This window comes from Glycocaulis sp. (genome assembly GCF_051859565.1).
Lineage (GTDB): Bacteria > Pseudomonadota > Alphaproteobacteria > Caulobacterales > Maricaulaceae > Glycocaulis.
In genome coordinates, this window is the sequence record NZ_JBHYFK010000004.1 from 32763 (window position 1) to 48757 (window position 15995).

General features: G+C 64.3%; 11 protein-coding genes. 6 read left to right on the forward strand and 5 right to left on the reverse strand.

What is annotated here, in order from left to right; all coding sequences use genetic code 11:
• Positions 1 to 1278 carry a diguanylate cyclase domain-containing protein gene (locus ACTIGC_RS06775; protein ID WP_439633689.1) on the forward strand — a complete coding sequence of 426 codons (1278 nt, stop codon included), beginning with the start codon at positions 1 to 3 and terminating at the stop codon, positions 1276 to 1278.
• On the opposite strand, the gene mfd is transcribed toward ACTIGC_RS06775, so the two are convergent.
• Positions 1275 to 4772: a transcription-repair coupling factor gene (mfd, locus tag ACTIGC_RS06780; RefSeq protein ID WP_439633690.1), complete on the reverse strand. Its 3498-nt coding sequence runs from the start codon at positions 4770 to 4772 to the stop codon at positions 1275 to 1277. The two genes, ACTIGC_RS06775 and mfd, sit on opposite strands and share 4 nt — an antisense overlap.
• Before the next feature lie 107 nt (positions 4773 to 4879).
• Positions 4880 to 5200: a succinate dehydrogenase assembly factor 2 gene (locus ACTIGC_RS06785; RefSeq protein WP_429911362.1), complete on the reverse strand. Its 321-nt coding sequence runs from the start codon at positions 5198 to 5200 to the stop codon at positions 4880 to 4882.
• 383 nt (positions 5201 to 5583) lie between these two features.
• On the opposite strand from ACTIGC_RS06785, the gene recG reads away from it, so the two are divergent.
• The gene (gene recG, locus ACTIGC_RS06790) at positions 5584 to 7677 is read left to right on the forward strand and encodes an ATP-dependent DNA helicase RecG (protein ID WP_439633691.1); all 2094 of its coding nucleotides are present in this window, start codon (positions 5584 to 5586) and stop codon (positions 7675 to 7677) included.
• Between the two features lie 166 nt (positions 7678 to 7843).
• On the opposite strand, the gene ACTIGC_RS06795 is transcribed toward recG, so the two are convergent.
• A complete protein-coding gene (locus ACTIGC_RS06795) occupies positions 7844 to 8557 on the reverse strand; it encodes a DUF502 domain-containing protein (protein WP_439633692.1) in 714 nt (237 codons plus the stop codon).
• A 215-nt stretch (positions 8558 to 8772) separates the two neighbouring features.
• Here ACTIGC_RS06795 and ACTIGC_RS06800 point away from each other — a divergent pair, with 215 nt between their 5' ends.
• Positions 8773 to 9876, forward strand: a complete 1104-nt coding sequence (locus ACTIGC_RS06800) for a DUF3089 domain-containing protein (RefSeq protein WP_439633693.1) — start codon at positions 8773 to 8775, stop codon at positions 9874 to 9876.
• Here the strand turns inward: ACTIGC_RS06800 and rfaE2 are convergent.
• Entirely contained in the window at positions 9873 to 11342 is a 1470-nt protein-coding gene (gene rfaE2 / locus ACTIGC_RS06805; RefSeq protein ID WP_439633694.1) for a D-glycero-beta-D-manno-heptose 1-phosphate adenylyltransferase, read from the reverse strand. The genes ACTIGC_RS06800 and rfaE2 overlap by 4 nt on opposite strands.
• An 8-nt stretch (positions 11343 to 11350) precedes the next feature.
• A complete protein-coding gene (kdsA, locus tag ACTIGC_RS06810) occupies positions 11351 to 12214 on the reverse strand; it encodes a 3-deoxy-8-phosphooctulonate synthase (RefSeq protein ID WP_439633695.1) in 864 nt (287 codons plus the stop codon).
• A 122-nt stretch (positions 12215 to 12336) separates the two neighbouring features.
• On the opposite strand from kdsA, the gene ACTIGC_RS06815 reads away from it, so the two are divergent.
• Genes ACTIGC_RS06815 through ACTIGC_RS06825 form a run of 3 tightly spaced genes read left to right on the forward strand, consistent with a single transcriptional unit; the run spans position 12337 to position 15949 of the window.
• On the forward strand, positions 12337 to 13791 hold the full coding sequence (locus tag ACTIGC_RS06815) for a cryptochrome/photolyase family protein (RefSeq protein WP_439633696.1): 1455 nt from the start codon (positions 12337 to 12339) through the stop codon (positions 13789 to 13791).
• Positions 13788 to 15158 (forward strand): NAD(P)/FAD-dependent oxidoreductase, encoded by a 1371-nt coding sequence (locus tag ACTIGC_RS06820; RefSeq protein ID WP_439633697.1) that lies wholly within the window; start codon positions 13788 to 13790, stop codon positions 15156 to 15158. The genes ACTIGC_RS06815 and ACTIGC_RS06820 overlap by 4 nt, the downstream gene beginning before the upstream one ends.
• Entirely contained in the window at positions 15158 to 15949 is a 792-nt protein-coding gene (locus ACTIGC_RS06825; RefSeq protein WP_439633698.1) for a DUF1365 domain-containing protein, read from the forward strand. Before ACTIGC_RS06820 ends, ACTIGC_RS06825 begins: the two co-directional genes overlap by 1 nt.
• The last annotated feature ends 46 nt before the right edge of the window (positions 15950 to 15995 follow it).

Consider the following 15995-nt stretch of genomic DNA (forward strand, 5'->3'; position numbering starts at 1 on the left):
ATGGGGCGTGCCGTCACATTACTCGTTTGCGGAAACGCAGAAGCGGCCGGAGAGCTCGCCGGAGAGCTTGGCGCTCTGGGCTTTTCAGCGCGGGCCGCAAGCGCCTGCAGCGCGGCGCCTGCCCTGCAGGCAGACCCGGCCGATGCGATCATAGCGCTGGAGCCGCTGGAGGGCGCGGCAAACCTGCAAGCACGCGCAATCATTTCGCTGGCCGGCATGTTTGATGGCGCAAGCGCTGTTGTCGTACCGCCCGCTCATCCCATCCAGATTGCCGCGCGGGTACGCTCACTCCTGCGCCTCGGCGTGCTGGAGGAGACAGCCAGCTTGCGATTGGCTGACCTCGGAGATGCAGGCCATCTGCTTCACAAGCCCGAACAGAAAGGCGGCCCCATCTCGGTTCTTTATGCCGGCCCGCCTGATCCGGCCTATCTGCGGCTGGAGCATGCGCTGGAACGCGCTGACGCCCAGGCCGTAGCAGCGTTTTCGACATTCAACGCATTCGACTATCTTCACGAACGCGCGTTTGACGCAGTGGTGCTGAATACGCGCCCGAAGCCGGACATTGCCCACACGGTGTGTTCGGCCATGCGGCGCAATACGCGCCTTTATCACACCCCGACAGTGCTCCTCAGCCATGATGAGGTGTATCGGGCGGCAGATGAAGCGTTTGCCCGCGGCGCATCAGACATTCTTCCGGCATCGCTGGATGCGGATGATCTGGCTGCGCGCATTCTGGCGCTGGCTCATGAACGTAGGCGCAGACGCCTGTCGAAAGGGCTACTGGAATCTTGCCGGGTGCCGGCTGTGCTTGATGGCGAGACAGATCTCTTCAACGAGACGTTTGGACGGCGCCACCTTTCCAGCCTGACGGACCTTGCACAGAAGCAGGGACTGCCGCTGGCCCTGATCGGCCTCAAGGCGTCAGTTCCCGGTGCTGCAGGACCGGCAGAAGGGCGCCATGCTTCGGGTGCGCTGAACCAGTTTGCCTCCATGCTGCGCCATTGCGTGCGGGCAGAGGATCTCGCCGTGCGTCTTTCAGCCGACACCTTCTATCTCGCTTTGCCCGGCACCAGCGCTGCTGACGCGCAAGTGGTCGCCGCACGCGTCGCCGCCATCGCCGAATGCACGGCCTACGAGGGCGAGGACCCGCAAACGCCGTTCCGCATCGTGTTGCGCCACGAGGTGACGGATGCCGGGGCTGGCGACAAGGCCCAGACCCTCGTCGCCCGCGCACTGGCCGGCCTGCAACAGGAGCGCGTCGCCGTCGCAGCCGTCTAGGCGGCTGCCTTCCCGCGGGATGCGGCATCAGCAATCGGAGCGATCAGACGTTGCACGCCCTTGAGGCGCTCGCCCACGTCCGGGAAGTCACCACGCAGCACCATCGAATTGTCGGGGCGCAGCTTGTAGTCGGCGGGCCGCTTGTTCATCAGCTCGATCAGCGCCATCGGGTCAGCAAAGGCATGATCGCGGAAGGTCGCGACCGCGCCCTTGGGCCCGGCATCGAGCTTGGCGATGCCAGCGCGCTTGCACAGGGCCTTGATGGCGACGACCTGTAAAAGGCTCTCCACCTCGTCCGGCAGAGGCCCGAAACGGTCGATCAGCTCGGCGGCGAAGGCTTCGCGCTCCTGCTTCGTGTCCAGCTTTGACAAACGCCGGTAAAGCCCCATGCGCACATCAAGATCAGGAACGTAGTAGTCCGGTATCAGCACGGCCGCGCCGGTATTGATCTGCGGTGACCAGTCGCCCTCGTCCAGCGCCGGACCGTCCGTTTTCAGCGAGGCAACCGCCTCCTCCAGCATGGCCTGATAGAGCTCAACGCCGACATCGCGGATATGCCCCGATTGCTCCTCGCCCAAGAGATTGCCGCCGCCGCGCAAATCCAGATCGTGGCTGGCGAGGGTAAAGCCCGCGCCAAGGCTATCGAGCGATTGCAGCACTTTCAGCCGCTTCTCCGCCCCTTCGGTGATCTTCTCACGCGCAGGGGTGGTGAGGTAGGCATAGGCGCGCGCCTTGGAGCGGCCCACCCGCCCGCGCAGCTGGTAAAGCTGGGCCAGCCCGAAACGGTCGGCGCGGTGAACCACCAGCGTATTCGCCGTCGGCACGTCAATGCCCGATTCCACGATCGTGGTGGATAGCAGAACATCGAACCGGCCCTCGTAGAAGGCGGTCATGATGTCTTCGAGCGCCGTGGCCGCCATCTGGCCGTGGGCTATCTCGAAGCTGACCTCCGGCACGGCTTCCCGCAGGAATTCGGCCGTGTCTTCCAGATCGGAAATACGCGGCACCACGAAGAAGCTCTGCCCGCCCCGGTATTTCTCGCGCAGCAGCGCCTCGCGCGCGGTTACCGGATCAAACGGCGCGACATAGGTGCGCACCGCCAGACGATCCACGGGCGGCGTCGCGATGATGGAGAGATCGCGGATGCCGCTCATCGCCAGTTGCAGGGTGCGGGGGATTGGTGTGGCGGTGAGGGTCAGCACGTGCACATCGGTGCGCAGCTCTTTCAGGCGCTCCTTGTGCTTCACGCCGAAATGCTGCTCCTCGTCGATCACCAGCAGGCCGAGATCGGAGAAAGTGATCGTCTTGGCCAGCAGGGCGTGGGTACCGACCACGATCTCGCAGCGCCCCTCCTCCAGCTCCTTGCGGGTCTCGGCGGCTTCCTTCGCACCGACCAGCCGGGAGAGCTGGCGCACCTTCACCGGCCAGCCCTTGAAGCGCTCCACGAAGGTATTGAAGTGCTGGCGGGCTAGCAGCGTAGTCGGCGCCACCACCGCCACCTGCTTGCCGCTCATCGCGGTGATGAAGGCCGCGCGCAAGGCCACTTCGGTCTTGCCAAAGCCAACATCGCCGCAGATCAGCCGGTCCATCGGCCGGCCACGGGCGAGATCCTCGAACACATCCTCGATGGCCGAAAGCTGGTCTTCGGTCTCGGCAAAGGGGAAGCGGGCGGCAAACTCGTCATAAATGCCCGCTGGCGGCTCGATGACCGTGCCTTCGCGGGCATTGCGCTCTGCGGCGATGCGTATCAGCTCGTCGGCCATATCGCGCAGGCGCTTCTTGGCCTTCGCCTTGCGCGCCTGCCAGGCGACACCGCCCAGCTTGTCCAGCTGCGCCGTCTCGCTGTCATTGCCGTAGCGCGATAGCAGCTCGATATTTTCTACGGGCAGGAAGAGCTTGGCCGCGCCGGCATATTCCAGCTCCAGACAATCGTGCGGCGCGTCCTGCACGGTCAGCGTTTTGAGGCCCAGATAGCGCCCCAGCCCGTGATCGGAATGGACCACCAGATCACCCGCCGAAAGGCTGCCCGCCTCGGTGATGAAGTCGGCATTCTTGCGCTTGCGCACCCGGCGGGCCAGCCGGTCGCCCAGAATGTCCTGCTCGGCGACGACCGCCAGCGTATCGGTCTCGAACCCCTGCTCCAGCGGCAGGACGACGCGGGCAATCGCGCTTTTGGGCAGGCCCTGCACCGCGTTCCAGTCGCGCGCGATGGCAATGGGAGCAAGCCCGTGTTCACCCAGCACGCTGGCCAGACGGTCAGACGCGCCCTCGGTCCAGCCTGCCACCATCACGCGCTTGCCGGACTGGCGAAGCTGGACGATGTGCTGGCGCGCGGCGTCAAACACGTTGTGTCCGGCCTGACGTTCGGCGGCGAAGCTGCGCCCGATCCGCCCCGGCAGGGTGACGACATGCTCGCCCGGCTCGTGCAGCGCGGTGAGGCGGCGCGTGGCGCGTGTGCTCAGCATCGCCTCCCACTCATCGCCGGTGAGATAGAGCGCCTCTGGCTCCAGCGCGCGGTAGACCGGCGCGGAGAACGCGCCCTTGCCGGTGCTCGCCTGCGCGGCGTCCTGGCGGGCCTGATAATAGTCGGTGATCTGTTCGAGGCGCTCGGTAACCGCATCGCTGCTCAGCGGATCCAGCGCGGTGATGCCACTCGTTCCGAGATAATCGAACACCGTCTCCATGCGCTCATGGAAGAGCGGCAGCCAGTGTTCGGCCCCTTGCGGGCGCGCGCCTGCGCTGACCGAATCGTAGACCGGATCACCAGAGACCGCGCCGCCAAAGCGTTTGAGGAAACCCGAACGGAAGCGCGAGATCGCCGCCTCATCGATCAGCACCTCGCTGACCGGCGTGAACTCCACGCCTTTCAGCTGGCGGGTGGTGCGCTGCGTCTCCACGTCAAAGGCCCGCACCGATTCCAGCGTATCGCCGAAGAAATCGAGCCGTACCGGCTCCTCCGCGCTCGCCGGGAACACATCGATCACCCCGCCGCGCACGGCAAAGTCACCGCGCTCCGACAAAGTGGCCGAGCGCGTATAGCCATTGGCGGCGAAATAGGCCGTCAGGCGTTCGACCTCGACCACACCGCCCTGCTTGGCGCTGATCCCCGCCGCCTGCATGACACTGCGCGGCGCGACGCGCTGCAGCACGCCGTTCACCGTGGCGATGACGATCAGCGTGCCGTCCTTGCTGGCATCCCAGTTGGCGAGGCGATGGAGCGCCCCTGCCCGGCGCGCCGCCGTGCGCGGGCTGGGGCTGATCCGGTCATAGGGCTGGCAGTCCCAGGCCGGCAGGCGCAGGCGGGCAATGTCCGGGCAGAAGAAGGCGCAAGCCTCAGCAAACGCCAGCGCGCGCGCCTCGTCCGACGCGATGAAGAGATTGATTCCGCCCCGAAGGCGCGCCGCATCGCAGAAAACCAGCGCGTCATAGCCTTCCGGCACACCGCTAATGGTGAGGGTTTCCGGCGCGGTGGCGATACGGTTCAGATCGGTCATCTCTTCACATCCATCAATGCGGTATCGCCCGCATGGGCGTTTTCGCGGCCCGTGCGGGTTTGGTTCTTCTACCTGCGTTTTCCCGGCGAACGCCGGTGAAACGCGTGTTAGTTGCCGCCCGGACCGTCGCTCACGATGGCCTCATGGCGGAAGCCTTTAAGCGCATCCAGCACCGGGCCGTCATAATTGGCCGGCGTCTCCGCCCGGCCCGTGATCCACGCATAGACCTCGGTGTCCGGCGCGTCGAGCAGGCGCTCAAACTCGTCCAGCTCGGCCGGGCTCAGACCCTCAAGGCGCGCCTCGGCAAACCGGCCCATGATCAGGTCGGCCTCCTTGAAGCCGCGCCGCCAGGCCCGGAAGGTCAGGCGCTTCTTGCGGTCGGTGTCGTTGATGGACGGGTTCGGATCGGAAAACGGATCATCACTCATGGCGCGGGATATAGCGGGCGACGGGGGAGAGGCAAAGGGTGGTTTCATCTCTCCGACGCGTTTCACCGGCGAAAGCCGGTGCCCAGTCCCTTTCTTAGTTCCGCAACGCATCCGCGTTGCGATGTTCCGCGAAAAGTCGCGGGCGCGCAGTCGCGCTTGCGGCGCTTCGCGCCGGGGAGCCAGTCCGGCCCCGTCAGGACGAGGGCTTTGTCTCACCTTCTCCTCGTCATGCCCGCGCATGCGGGCATCCAGAGATCGTAGAGCGAAGTCCATGCAAACGGCTCTGGGTTCCCGCCTGCGCGGGAACGACGAAAGAGAAGAGCAAAGGCGATGATGCGGCATCCACCCTTCCCTCAGCCCCCGCCCCGCGCGAAACTGCCCCCATGCGCCCTGAGTCCCTCTTTCCCCTGTTTGCTGATCTGACGAGCCTTTCCGGTGTCGGGCCGAAGCTGGCTGCGCTGCTGGAGAAGGTGTTTGGCGGCGGGCGGGTGAAGGACGCCGTCTTCACCCTGCCCACCGGGATTATTGACCGTTCGCGGCGGGTGACTATTGCCGAGTGCGGTCAGGGCGGCGCGTCCGGCCTTGTCACGCTGGACGTGATGATCGAGGCGCATGTGCCGGGCGCAACCCTGAGACAGCCCTACAAGGTGCGTGCGAGCGATGAGAGCGGCTTCCTCCATCTCGTTTTCTTCCACGCCCGCAAGGACTATCTGATGCGCACTTTGCCGCCCGGTGAGCGGCGCATCGTGTCGGGCAAGGCGGAGCGGTTCGGCTCTGAAATCCAGATCGTCCATCCGGACCTCGTGGCAAAGCCCGGCGAAATCAGCACGGATGACCTCATCCAGCCCGTCTACCCGCTTACCGCAGGGCTGACCGCCAACACCGCCAGAAAGGCCGTCAGGGCCGCGCTAGAGCGCGTTCCTGACCTGCCGGAGTGGTGCGGGGCCGAAATGCCCGAAGCCGCATCCTGGCCCCTCTGGAAGGCCGCTATCGAGGCCGTGCATGCGCCGCGCTCCGCCGCTGATCTGGAACCGGGCAGTATTGCCCGCACCCGCCTCGCGTTTGATGAGCTATTGGCCCATCAACTCGCCCTGAAGCTGGCCCGCGCCAGCCGCCGCGCCCGCAAGGGCCGCGCGCTCACCGGATCTGGTCAGAAGGTGCAGGGCGTCATCGCCGCTGCCCCCTTCACGCCGACGGGCGCGCAGATGCGGGCGTTCGAGGCCGCAAAGACCGACATGGAAGCGGCGACGCGCATGATGCGCCTCGTCCACGGTGATGTGGGCTCGGGCAAGACCTTCGTCGCGGCCCTGTGCGCCGCCCATGCGGCAGAGGCGGGCGTGCAGACAGCGCTGATGGCGCCCACCGAAATCCTCGCCCGCCAGCATGCCGCCGTGCTGACGCCCCTGCTGGCGGCGGCGGGCATTCGCACAGTCACGCTGACCGGCCGGGACAAGGGCCGCGCGCGGGCCGACATCGCCGGAGCAATCGCGGACGGGTCTGCTCATGTGGTGTGCGGCACCCATGCCCTCTTCCAGGAGGCGGTGGAGTTTCATGATCTGGGCCTCGTCGTGATTGACGAGCAGCACCGCTTTGGCGTGTCAGACCGTAAGCGCCTCGCCGAAAAGGGCCTCGCCCCCGACACGCTGGTGATGAGCGCGACGCCCATCCCGCGCACGCTGACCCTCGCCGTTTATGGCGATCTGGATGTCTCGCGCCTCGATGAGAAGCCCGCCGGGCGCATCCCGCCAACCACGCGCGTTATTCCCGGCGAACGGCTGGACGACGTGATCGAAGGTCTGGGCCGGGCGGTAGCCAAGGGCGAGCGCGCCTACTGGGTCTGCCCGCTGGTGGAGGAGAGCGATGTCTCCGACCTCGCAGCGGCAGAGGAGCGCTACCACCTGCTCTCCAACTCGCTTCGCGCCCGCATCGGCCTCCTGCATGGGCGGATGCCAGCGCGCGACAAGGAGCGCATCGCGAATGCCTTCCGGAATGGCGAGATCGATATACTGGTCGCTACCACGGTGATCGAGGTGGGCGTCGATGCGCCGGACGCCACCATCATGGTGATCGAGCATGCCGAGCGCTTCGGCCTTGCCCAGCTGCACCAGCTGCGCGGCCGCGTGGGGCGCGGCGACAAGCCCTCCTCCTGCCTCCTGATCTATCACGGCAAGCTTGGAGAGACCGCGCAGCGCCGCCTTGAGGTGATGCGCGAGAGCGATGACGGCTTCTTTATCGCCGAGGAGGACTGGAAGCTGCGCGGGTCTGGCGATCCGCTGGGCCTGCGCCAGTCCGGCCTGCCGGACTACCGCTTTGCCGACCTTGCCGCCCATGCGGGCCTGCTCCCCATGGCGAGCGATTACGCCAAGCTCATCGCCGCGCGCGAAAACCCGTTTGAGGGCGAGAAGGGCGAAGCGCTGCGCACCCTCCTGTACCTGTTTGAGCGCGATGAGGGCGTGAAGCTTATGCGGTCGGCCTGAGATAGCTTTCTCCCCCGCCTGCGGGCGGGGTGAGACGCGAAGCTTCGAACGCCCGAAGGACCGAGGGGGGATTTTGAAGGGAAAAGATTCCCCCCCTCCGTCAGCTGCGCTGCCGTTCGACGCTTCGCGTCTCACCCCGCCGTGAACGGGGGAGGAAAACGAGTGCCTAGTCGCTCTGGCGGGGCGGTTCGCCTGCCGCCTCGCGGGCTCTGGCTTCGGCCTCGGCCTGATCCAGCGTCTCGCCTGCCGGCATGGCGCCTTCAGGCAATCTGTCCGGCGTCACAAGCCCGAAAGAGATAATGAGCTTGGCGGCTTCCTCAATCGTGATGTCGAGCGAAATCGCCTTTGAGCGCGGGATGAACAGCAGGAAGCCGGAGGTGGGGTTGGGGGTCGTCGGCACGAACACCCCGATCACCTCCTCTTTGCCTTTGCCGACATGGTGGCGGATAGCACCCTTGCCGTGGGAGGCCACAAAGGCCACGGCATAGCTGCCCGACATGGGGTATTCGACCAGCACCACCTCCTTGAAGGCGTTGTTCTGGGCGCCCAGCACCGTCTCGACCAGCTGTTTCAGCGCGCCGTATATATTACGCACCAACGGCATCGTGTTGACGATGCGTTCGCCGATAGCCAGCAGGCTTCGCCCGAAAATATTGGCCGCAAGCGCACCCAGAAGCGTCAGTCCCAGAACGGCGATGATGAGCCCCATGCCCGGCAGCGCGAAGGGAAGGTAAGTCTCTGGATTATAGCGCTCCGGGATCAGCGGCTTGATCGTGGAATCGACAAAGCTGATGAAGATGTAGATCAGCCAGATGGTGACGGTCACGGGCGTTGCGACCACGATGCCCGTGAGAAAACTGTTGCGAAGCCAGCGCAGCACTAGATCCGTCTCCTGTCACAAAAAGGGGTTACCCCGCCCGGCGCGATGATGGCAAACTTGTAACGGGACTGCCAGCGCGCCTGGCGGTAAGCACAGGCAAAAAGGGTATGTACTGATCCATGCTGAACTTGCGCGCGCCTGCCCGTCCCCTCACATGGCTTCTGGCCCTTACGGGAACGGGGATGTTTTTGCTGCTACTCGCGGCCAGCTGGCTCATGCGCGATCAGATTTACCAGACCTTCCTTGATCCCGGCGTGCCCTTCCAGACTTATGAGCCGCCGCCCGCCCCAGATTACGCGCAAGGCGAAAGCTGGGCTGTGCGGCCGATGCTGGCGGCGATGGATGAGGATGAGCCAGCGGTGTTCTTCGTACACCCTACCCTGCATACGGGCGGCGATCACTGGAATGCGGCTCTCGACCGGCGCAGCCACCGGGAGCGGCTCGAGCGCTTCTACCTGCCAAACTATGCCGGTCCGTTTGCGGAAACAGGCGCGGTGTTCGCGCCGCGCTACCGGCATGCTGCCCTCTATGCCTACATGAATAACCGGGAGGATTCCCTGCAGGCCCGTCTTCTTGCCTATGAGGATGTGCGCGCCGCCTTCACGCAATTCCTCGCCGATGCAGGTGATGAGCGTCCCATCATCCTTGCGGGCGCCGGACAGGGCGCAGGTCATGTAACCGGCCTGCTGCTGGACATTGTGTCGCGCGACGAGGACCTCGTTGCACGGCTGGTGGCCGCCTACATCATTGAAGCCCCTGTTGCCGCCGATCTGTTTGACGGTCCGTTACGAGACATTCCGCTCTGCGCCGCACCGGACGCAGTCCGCTGTGTTATCACCTACTCTGCCGTCCGCGCTGATGAAGCGGCGCGCATAGACGCGATCACTGAGCGCAGCTCGCTATGGATTGACCGCGGGCGGCTGGGACAGACGCCGGGCCGGGAGCTCGCCTGCGTAAACCCGCTATTGTGGAACACCTCGGAGGACTATGCGCCTGCCCGCCTGCATCGCGGCGGCGCGGCAGCCGAGGGGCTGGAACTGGGCGAACGCCCCTCCCCGCTGGCCAGCCAGACCGGCGCGCAGTGCCAGAACGGGCTTTTGTTCGTGGATCAGCCACGGTCGCGGACGCTGCGCCGGCCATCGAGGCTGGCGGAAACGCGGCGCGTGCCGCCCTTCAACCTGTTTTATGCTGATCTGGAGGCTGATGTGACGCGCCGCGCGGCCATCCTGGCTGCGACGCTGGCAGAAGAACGCCGCTGGGCACCGGAACTACCAGAGGCCGAAGAAATCGGGTCCGTGCCGGTGCGCCCGATCGACTAGCGGGTCTTGCCGGCTTTCATCTTTTCGACGAGCGCGGTCGTGGAGAAACCCGCCTGCAGCGGGGCGATCACGACCTCGCCGCCGCGCGATCTGATGAAATCGGCTCCGGGCAGGTCGTCGGGTTTGTAGTCAGCTCCCTTCACCAGCACATCGGGCGCAATCGCGCGGATCAGTGCTTCGGGTGTGTCTTCCTCGAACACCACCACACGGTCTACGCTCTCCAGCGCTGCGAGCATCGCTGCGCGGTGAGCCGCCGGATTTACGGGCCGCCCTTCGCCCTTCAGACGCGTCACGGACGCGTCGCTGTTCAGCCCCACCACCAGCCGGTCACACACCGAGCGCGCATGACGCAGCGAGGCGAGATGACCGGGGTGGAGAATATCGAAACACCCATTGGTGAAGCCGACCTTCAGCCCGTCGCGATGCCAGGACTGAACGGTCGCAGCAGCCTGTGGCCGCGACAGCACCCGCCAATCGACATCCCCTGCGCCGGGTATCGCGCTGTCGAGCAATTCTTCGGGAGACACGGTCGCCGTACCTGTCTTGCCGACGGCTGTACCGGCCGCCAGGTCTGCCAGAGCGATCGTGTCCGCGAGCGGCAGACGCGCCGCTACGCCCAGCGAGAGGGCTGCCAGAGCGGTGTCGCCAGCGCCTGACACATCATAGACGGAGCGCGGGCGGGCGCGATGGTGATGGACCTCGCCGTTTTCGATAAAGCTCATGCCCTTGGCGCCGCGGGTCACGACAACCGCCGGGGTTGAGCCAAGCCGGGCCTTCAGTGCCGCAAGCGCCGCCTCAACTTCGGCATCCGAACCAACGGGCATGGCAACTTCGCCAGCGAGTTCCTGCGCGTTCGGCTTGATAAGGTAAGCGCCGTCATAGCGGGTATAGTCATCACCGCGCGGATCCACACAGACCGGCTTGCCAGCCGCTTTTGCCAGCCTGATGACTTCAGCGCACACCGCGCGCGTCAGCATCCCCCGGCCGTAATCAGACAGGATCACGACGTCTGCGCGGTCCAGAGCACCAGTGACGGCTGCGATGACAGCCTTGGCCGTATCGGCACTGATGGCCGCGCCGGGATCAAAATCCACGCAGAACATCTGCTGGCTGCCAGACACGTATCGGGTTTTGGTTGGTGTGCTCCGGCCGGGCTGGCGGATCAGGGTGCAGCCATGCGTTCCGCAATCGGTCAGAAGCCCTTCAACCGCGTCGCCCTGCGGATCATTTCCGGCGACGCTGATAACGCTTGCCTCACCGCCCAGACTGATGAGATTGCGCACAAGATTGCCCGCGCCGCCGAGCATCATTTCCCGGCGGGTTTCCGACAGGATAGGCACTGGGGCCTCGCGAGAAATGCGCTTCACCTCGCCATAGACGAAGGAATCCAGAAGCACGTCACCAATAACGAGCGCGCGTTTTTCGGCTATGGAGCCCAGAAGGAGTGAAGCGGCCTGACGCTGCATGACGCGCCCTAAAGTGCCATCACAGGGCTGGCTTTGGCCATGCGGTCAAACTCCAGCAAATCAGCTGCAATCGCCTCGAAATGCTTCAGCGGTATCATGTTGGGCCCATCAGACGGCGCATTGTCCGGATCGGGGTGGGTTTCCATGAACACGGCGGCAACGCCGATGGAAACGGCGGCACGCGCGAGATACGGCACGAACTCGCGCTGGCCGCCAGACGACGCGCCCTGCCCGCCGGGCTGTTGCACCGAATGCGTCGCATCGAAAACAACAGGGCAGCCTATTTGTGCCATGATCGGCAGAGCGCGCATGTCAGAGACCAGCGTGTTATAGCCAAAGCTCGCCCCGCGTTCGCAGGCCAGCACGTTCGGATTGCCTGCCCCGGTAATCTTGGCGACCACGTTCTTCATGTCCCAGGGAGCCAGAAACTGGCCCTTCTTTACATTGATCGCCTTGCCGGTCTGCGCGGCCGCGATCAGCAGATCGGTCTGTCGGCAGAGGAATGCCGGTATCTGCAGCACATCGACGGCCTGGGCCGCGATGGCGCATTGCTCTGCGGTGTGGATGTCGGTCAGGACAGGCAGGCCGGTGGTCTCGCGGATTTCCGCAAATATCGGCAGAGAGTCTTCAAGGCCGATCCCGCGCTGGGCGTTCGCGCTGGTGCGGTTGGCCTTGTCGAACGAGGTCTTGTAGATGATCTGGCAGCCCAGCCGCTCGCCGATTTCCTTCAGCATGGCCGACACTTCCAGCCCGTGCTGGCGGCTTTCCAGCTGGCACGGTCCGGCGATGAAGGTTAGCGGACGGGCATTGCCGATCTCGAAAGCCGGGAGGGTGCCGCGAGCGAGTGTGACAACGGCGTTGGGAGCAGTCATTAGCGGTCTGTCTTTCCTTGCAGGTGCAGCGCGACCGGATTTTCGCTGATCCGCGCGCCGGTTGCCTTCGTAATAGCTGACATAGGTATTCCCGTCATCCTTGCACTGCGGCTTTCATTATCGTGTCCACCTCAAGTCATTCTGCTGGTTCTCCCGTCATCTGCTGGTTCCGTCAGGATCTCAGACTTGCTGATAACCCCGCCCTGCTTGCCGCCACGCAGAGTAGCGCGCCGGTCATCTGTCTGTACGTGCTTGATGACAAGACACCCGGAAAATGGGCCAGAGGCGGCGCATCTCGCTGGTGGCTGCATCACAGCCTCGCCGCACTCTCTGCCAGCCTTGAAGAGCTTGGCGCACGCCTCGTGCTGCGCCGGGGCGACGCCTTTGATATTGTCACCGGCCTAGCCAGCGAGCTTGGCGCACAGAGAGTTTTCTGGAATCGCTGTTACGAGCCGTTCGCCCGTGAACGGGACGCCGGCATCAAGACCCAGCTCAAGCAGGCTGGCTGCGAAGTGGAGACTTTCAACGGCGCCCTCCTGATCGAGCCCTGGAATCTGAAGACGAAGGATGGCGGACCGTTCCGCGTCTACTCGCCCTATTTCCGGGCGCTGGCTCCGCATTGTGACGACATCGCCCCCCTGCCTGCACCGTCTTCAGTTACCGACGGGTCGCAGGGCGTGCACTCCGACGCGCTTTCAAGCTGGACTCTGCTGCCCTCATCGCCGGACTGGGCCACAGGGTTCGGCCCTGTCTGGACACCGGGCGAAGGCGGCGCGCGGGCGAGGCTCGAAACTTTCTGCGAAGATGCGGCGCGAGACTATGCCGATGCCCGCAATCTCCCCGGAACAGAAGGCACGTCGCGCCTCTCGCCTCATTTGCATTTTGGTGAAATCTCCCCCCGCCAGATATGGCATCATGCGGTCAGCCATGTGCCCGCAGGAAAAGGCCGCGAGACCTTTCTGAAAGAAATCGGCTGGCGCGAGTTTTCCTACAATCTTCTCTTTCACTTCGATGATCTGCCGGAATCGAATTATCAGCCCAAGTTCAACGGCTTTCCGTGGAACTTTGATGAAACGGTTTTCCAATACTGGGCCCGCGGACAGACAGGTTATCCGATTGTCGATGCGGGCATGCGCCAGCTATGGCAGACTGGCTGGATGCACAACCGCGTGCGCATGATCGTTGCCTCCTTCCTGACCAAGCATTTGCTGATCGACTGGCGCCGGGGCGAGGAATGGTTCTGGGACACGCTGGTGGACGCAGACCTCGCCAACAACGCCGCCAGCTGGCAGTGGGTCGCCGGATCGGGCGCCGACGCCGCGCCCTATTTCCGTATCTTCAATCCGGTGACCCAGGGCGAGAAGTTTGACGAAGCCGGCCACTATGTCCGCGAATGGGTGCCAGAACTGACGAACCTGCCGGACAAGTATATCCACGCGCCATGGACGGCTCCGTCAGAGGTCCTGGCGCGCGTCGGAATAGCGCTTGGCCGTGACTACCCCAAACCGATAGTCGATCATGCGCTGGCTCGCGAACGCGCACTGGCCGCTTTTTCCAGCCTCAAGGATGCCGCATGAGCTCGATTGACCCGATATTGATGCGTCCCTCCCGGATTGCCGTGATTGGCGCCGGTGTGGCTGGCCTCGGCGCGGCCTGGGCGCTGCGTGGCCTGCATCAGGTTGTGCTTTACGAGAAGGAAAACCGTCTTGGCGGCCATGCCAATACGGCTCATGTCGATCACGCCGGGCAGAAAACGGCCGTTGATACCGGTTTCATCGTCTTCAACCGGCTAAACTACCCCAACCTGACGGCGCTGTTCACGCATCTGGGCATTGAAACCCACCACACCGACATGAGCTTCGGGTTCAGCCTGGACGGTGCGCGCGAGTGGTCATCGAACGGGCTGGGCGGGCTGTTTGCGCAGCCCTCCAACCTGATGCGTCCGTCCTTCATCCGCATGCTGCGTGATGTGTTGCGCTTTAATGCGCGGGCAGTGGAAGATCTGGAGGGCGGAATTCTGACCGGCCTGTCTCTCGGCCAGTATCTCGACCTCTATGAGTTCAGCCCTGGCTTCCGGGAACAGTATCTCCTGCCCATGGGCGCCGCGATCTGGTCGGCCAGTGAAAGCGACATGGCCGCCTACCCGGCGGAGGCCTTTGTCCGCTTCTTCAGGAACCATCGCCTGGTCAACGCGAAACGCCCCAAATGGGAAACGGTGGCGGGCGGCAGCCAGACCTATGTCGACGCACTGTGGCGCGACATGGAAGCCTCTGGTGTGCAACGCCGGACTGGCGCAGTCAGTGTCACCCGGCTGCGCACGGGCGGGGTACGCATTGTTGATGCGGATGGCCATGCAGAGCGGTTCGACGAGGTGATCCTGGCCTGCCACACCAATGAAGCACTGGACCTGCTGAGCGACGCTGATGCGGACGAGCGCGAAATGCTCGGCGCCATACCCTATTCGTCCAACACGGCCGTACTGCACCGCGATGAAAGCTTCCTGCCCCGGCGCAAAGGCGCGCGCGCCGCATGGTGCTATATGCGCGATCTGGAAACGGGCAATGCTGCAGTGACTTATGACATGAACCGGCTGCAGCATATCAATCCGGCGCAGCCCATGCTGGTGACGCTGAACCCCGTGCGTGAGCCAGACCCGGCCAAGGTGCTGGGACGCTATAGCTACGACCATCCGCAATTCACACCCGCCGGCCTGGCCGCGCAGAGAATATTTAACCGCGTTCAGGGCGTGCGCCACACATGGTTCGCGGGCGCCTGGCTGGGATATGGCTTCCACGAGGACGGGCTGCGTTCCGGCCTGCGGGTGGCCTTGCGTCTGGGCGGTGCCATCCCGTGGGCATTTGCCGACGGGGACGTAAATGGCGGAGAATGGGGTGAGCGGCCGGGCATCGCCCTGCCCGATGTTCATGCCCTGCCCGCGGAGTGATGATGACGCCGCCTGCCCGGCTTTTCCTCGGACATACCGTACACGAGCGCACCCAGCCCTTCGTGCATCGCTTCCGCTATTCCATCGCCATGATGATGCTGGACCTAGACCAGCTGGAGGCAGCGGGGCGCCTTTCGCGCCTGTTTTCGGTTGAGCGCTTCAACCTGTTCAGCTTCCGCCAGCGTGACCATGGCCCGCGCGATGGGTCATCGCTTAAGGAGTGGGCCGTGTCACGGCTAGCCGCTGCGGGTGTGAACTGTGCCGTGTCGCGCGTGCGGCTTTTATGTTCACCGCGTGTGCTGGGCTACGTCTTCAACCCGATTTCGCTTTATCTGGCGGACGATGCGGACGGAAACACGCTCGCGGTGATCTACCAGGTGCATAATACGTTCGGTGATGCTCACGCTTATGTGGCACCGCTCACCGGCGGCATGCCCGAAAAGCACAGCGCACAGAAGCGGTTCCACGTTTCGCCCTTCTTCCCGGTGTCGGGACGCTATGACTTCACCTTGCGCGATGGCGACGATCAGCTCTCGCTTGTGGTCAGCAAGGTTGAGGCATCCGGCAAGGACTTCCTCGCCACCATGCAGCTAACGGCGCGCCCGATAACATCGGGAAATCTCCTCAAGCTCTTTGCGCTGCAGCCTTTTTCGACCTTGAAAACGATCTCCGCCATCCACTGGGAAGCGCTACGGCTTCTGGTGAAAGGCGCGCGCTATCACCGCCGCCCTCCGCCGCCTGCCGGCGATACAATTATCGACCGATCAGAGGCATCCAACCGGACAGTTTGAGCGTAAGCACAAATAGGCGTAGAATTGGACCGGCAGTCAGCCGGAA

Coding starts and splice junctions, on each gene's coding strand:
- ACTIGC_RS06800 (WP_439633693.1), top strand. CDS start 8,773: ATGCGCGATCAGATTTACCAGACCTTCCTTGATCCCGGCGTGCCCTTC.
- ACTIGC_RS06785 (WP_429911362.1), bottom strand. CDS start 5,200: ATGAGTGATGATCCGTTTTCCGATCCGAACCCGTCCATCAACGACACC.
- ACTIGC_RS06825 (WP_439633698.1), top strand. CDS start 15,158: ATGATGACGCCGCCTGCCCGGCTTTTCCTCGGACATACCGTACACGAG.
- mfd (WP_439633690.1), bottom strand. CDS start 4,772: ATGACCGATCTGAACCGTATCGCCACCGCGCCGGAAACCCTCACCATT.
- kdsA (WP_439633695.1), bottom strand. CDS start 12,214: ATGACTGCTCCCAACGCCGTTGTCACACTCGCTCGCGGCACCCTCCCG.
- rfaE2 (WP_439633694.1), bottom strand. CDS start 11,342: ATGCAGCGTCAGGCCGCTTCACTCCTTCTGGGCTCCATAGCCGAAAAA.
- recG (WP_439633691.1), top strand. CDS start 5,584: ATGCGCCCTGAGTCCCTCTTTCCCCTGTTTGCTGATCTGACGAGCCTT.
- ACTIGC_RS06820 (WP_439633697.1), top strand. CDS start 13,788: ATGAGCTCGATTGACCCGATATTGATGCGTCCCTCCCGGATTGCCGTG.
- ACTIGC_RS06775 (WP_439633689.1), top strand. CDS start 1: ATGGGGCGTGCCGTCACATTACTCGTTTGCGGAAACGCAGAAGCGGCC.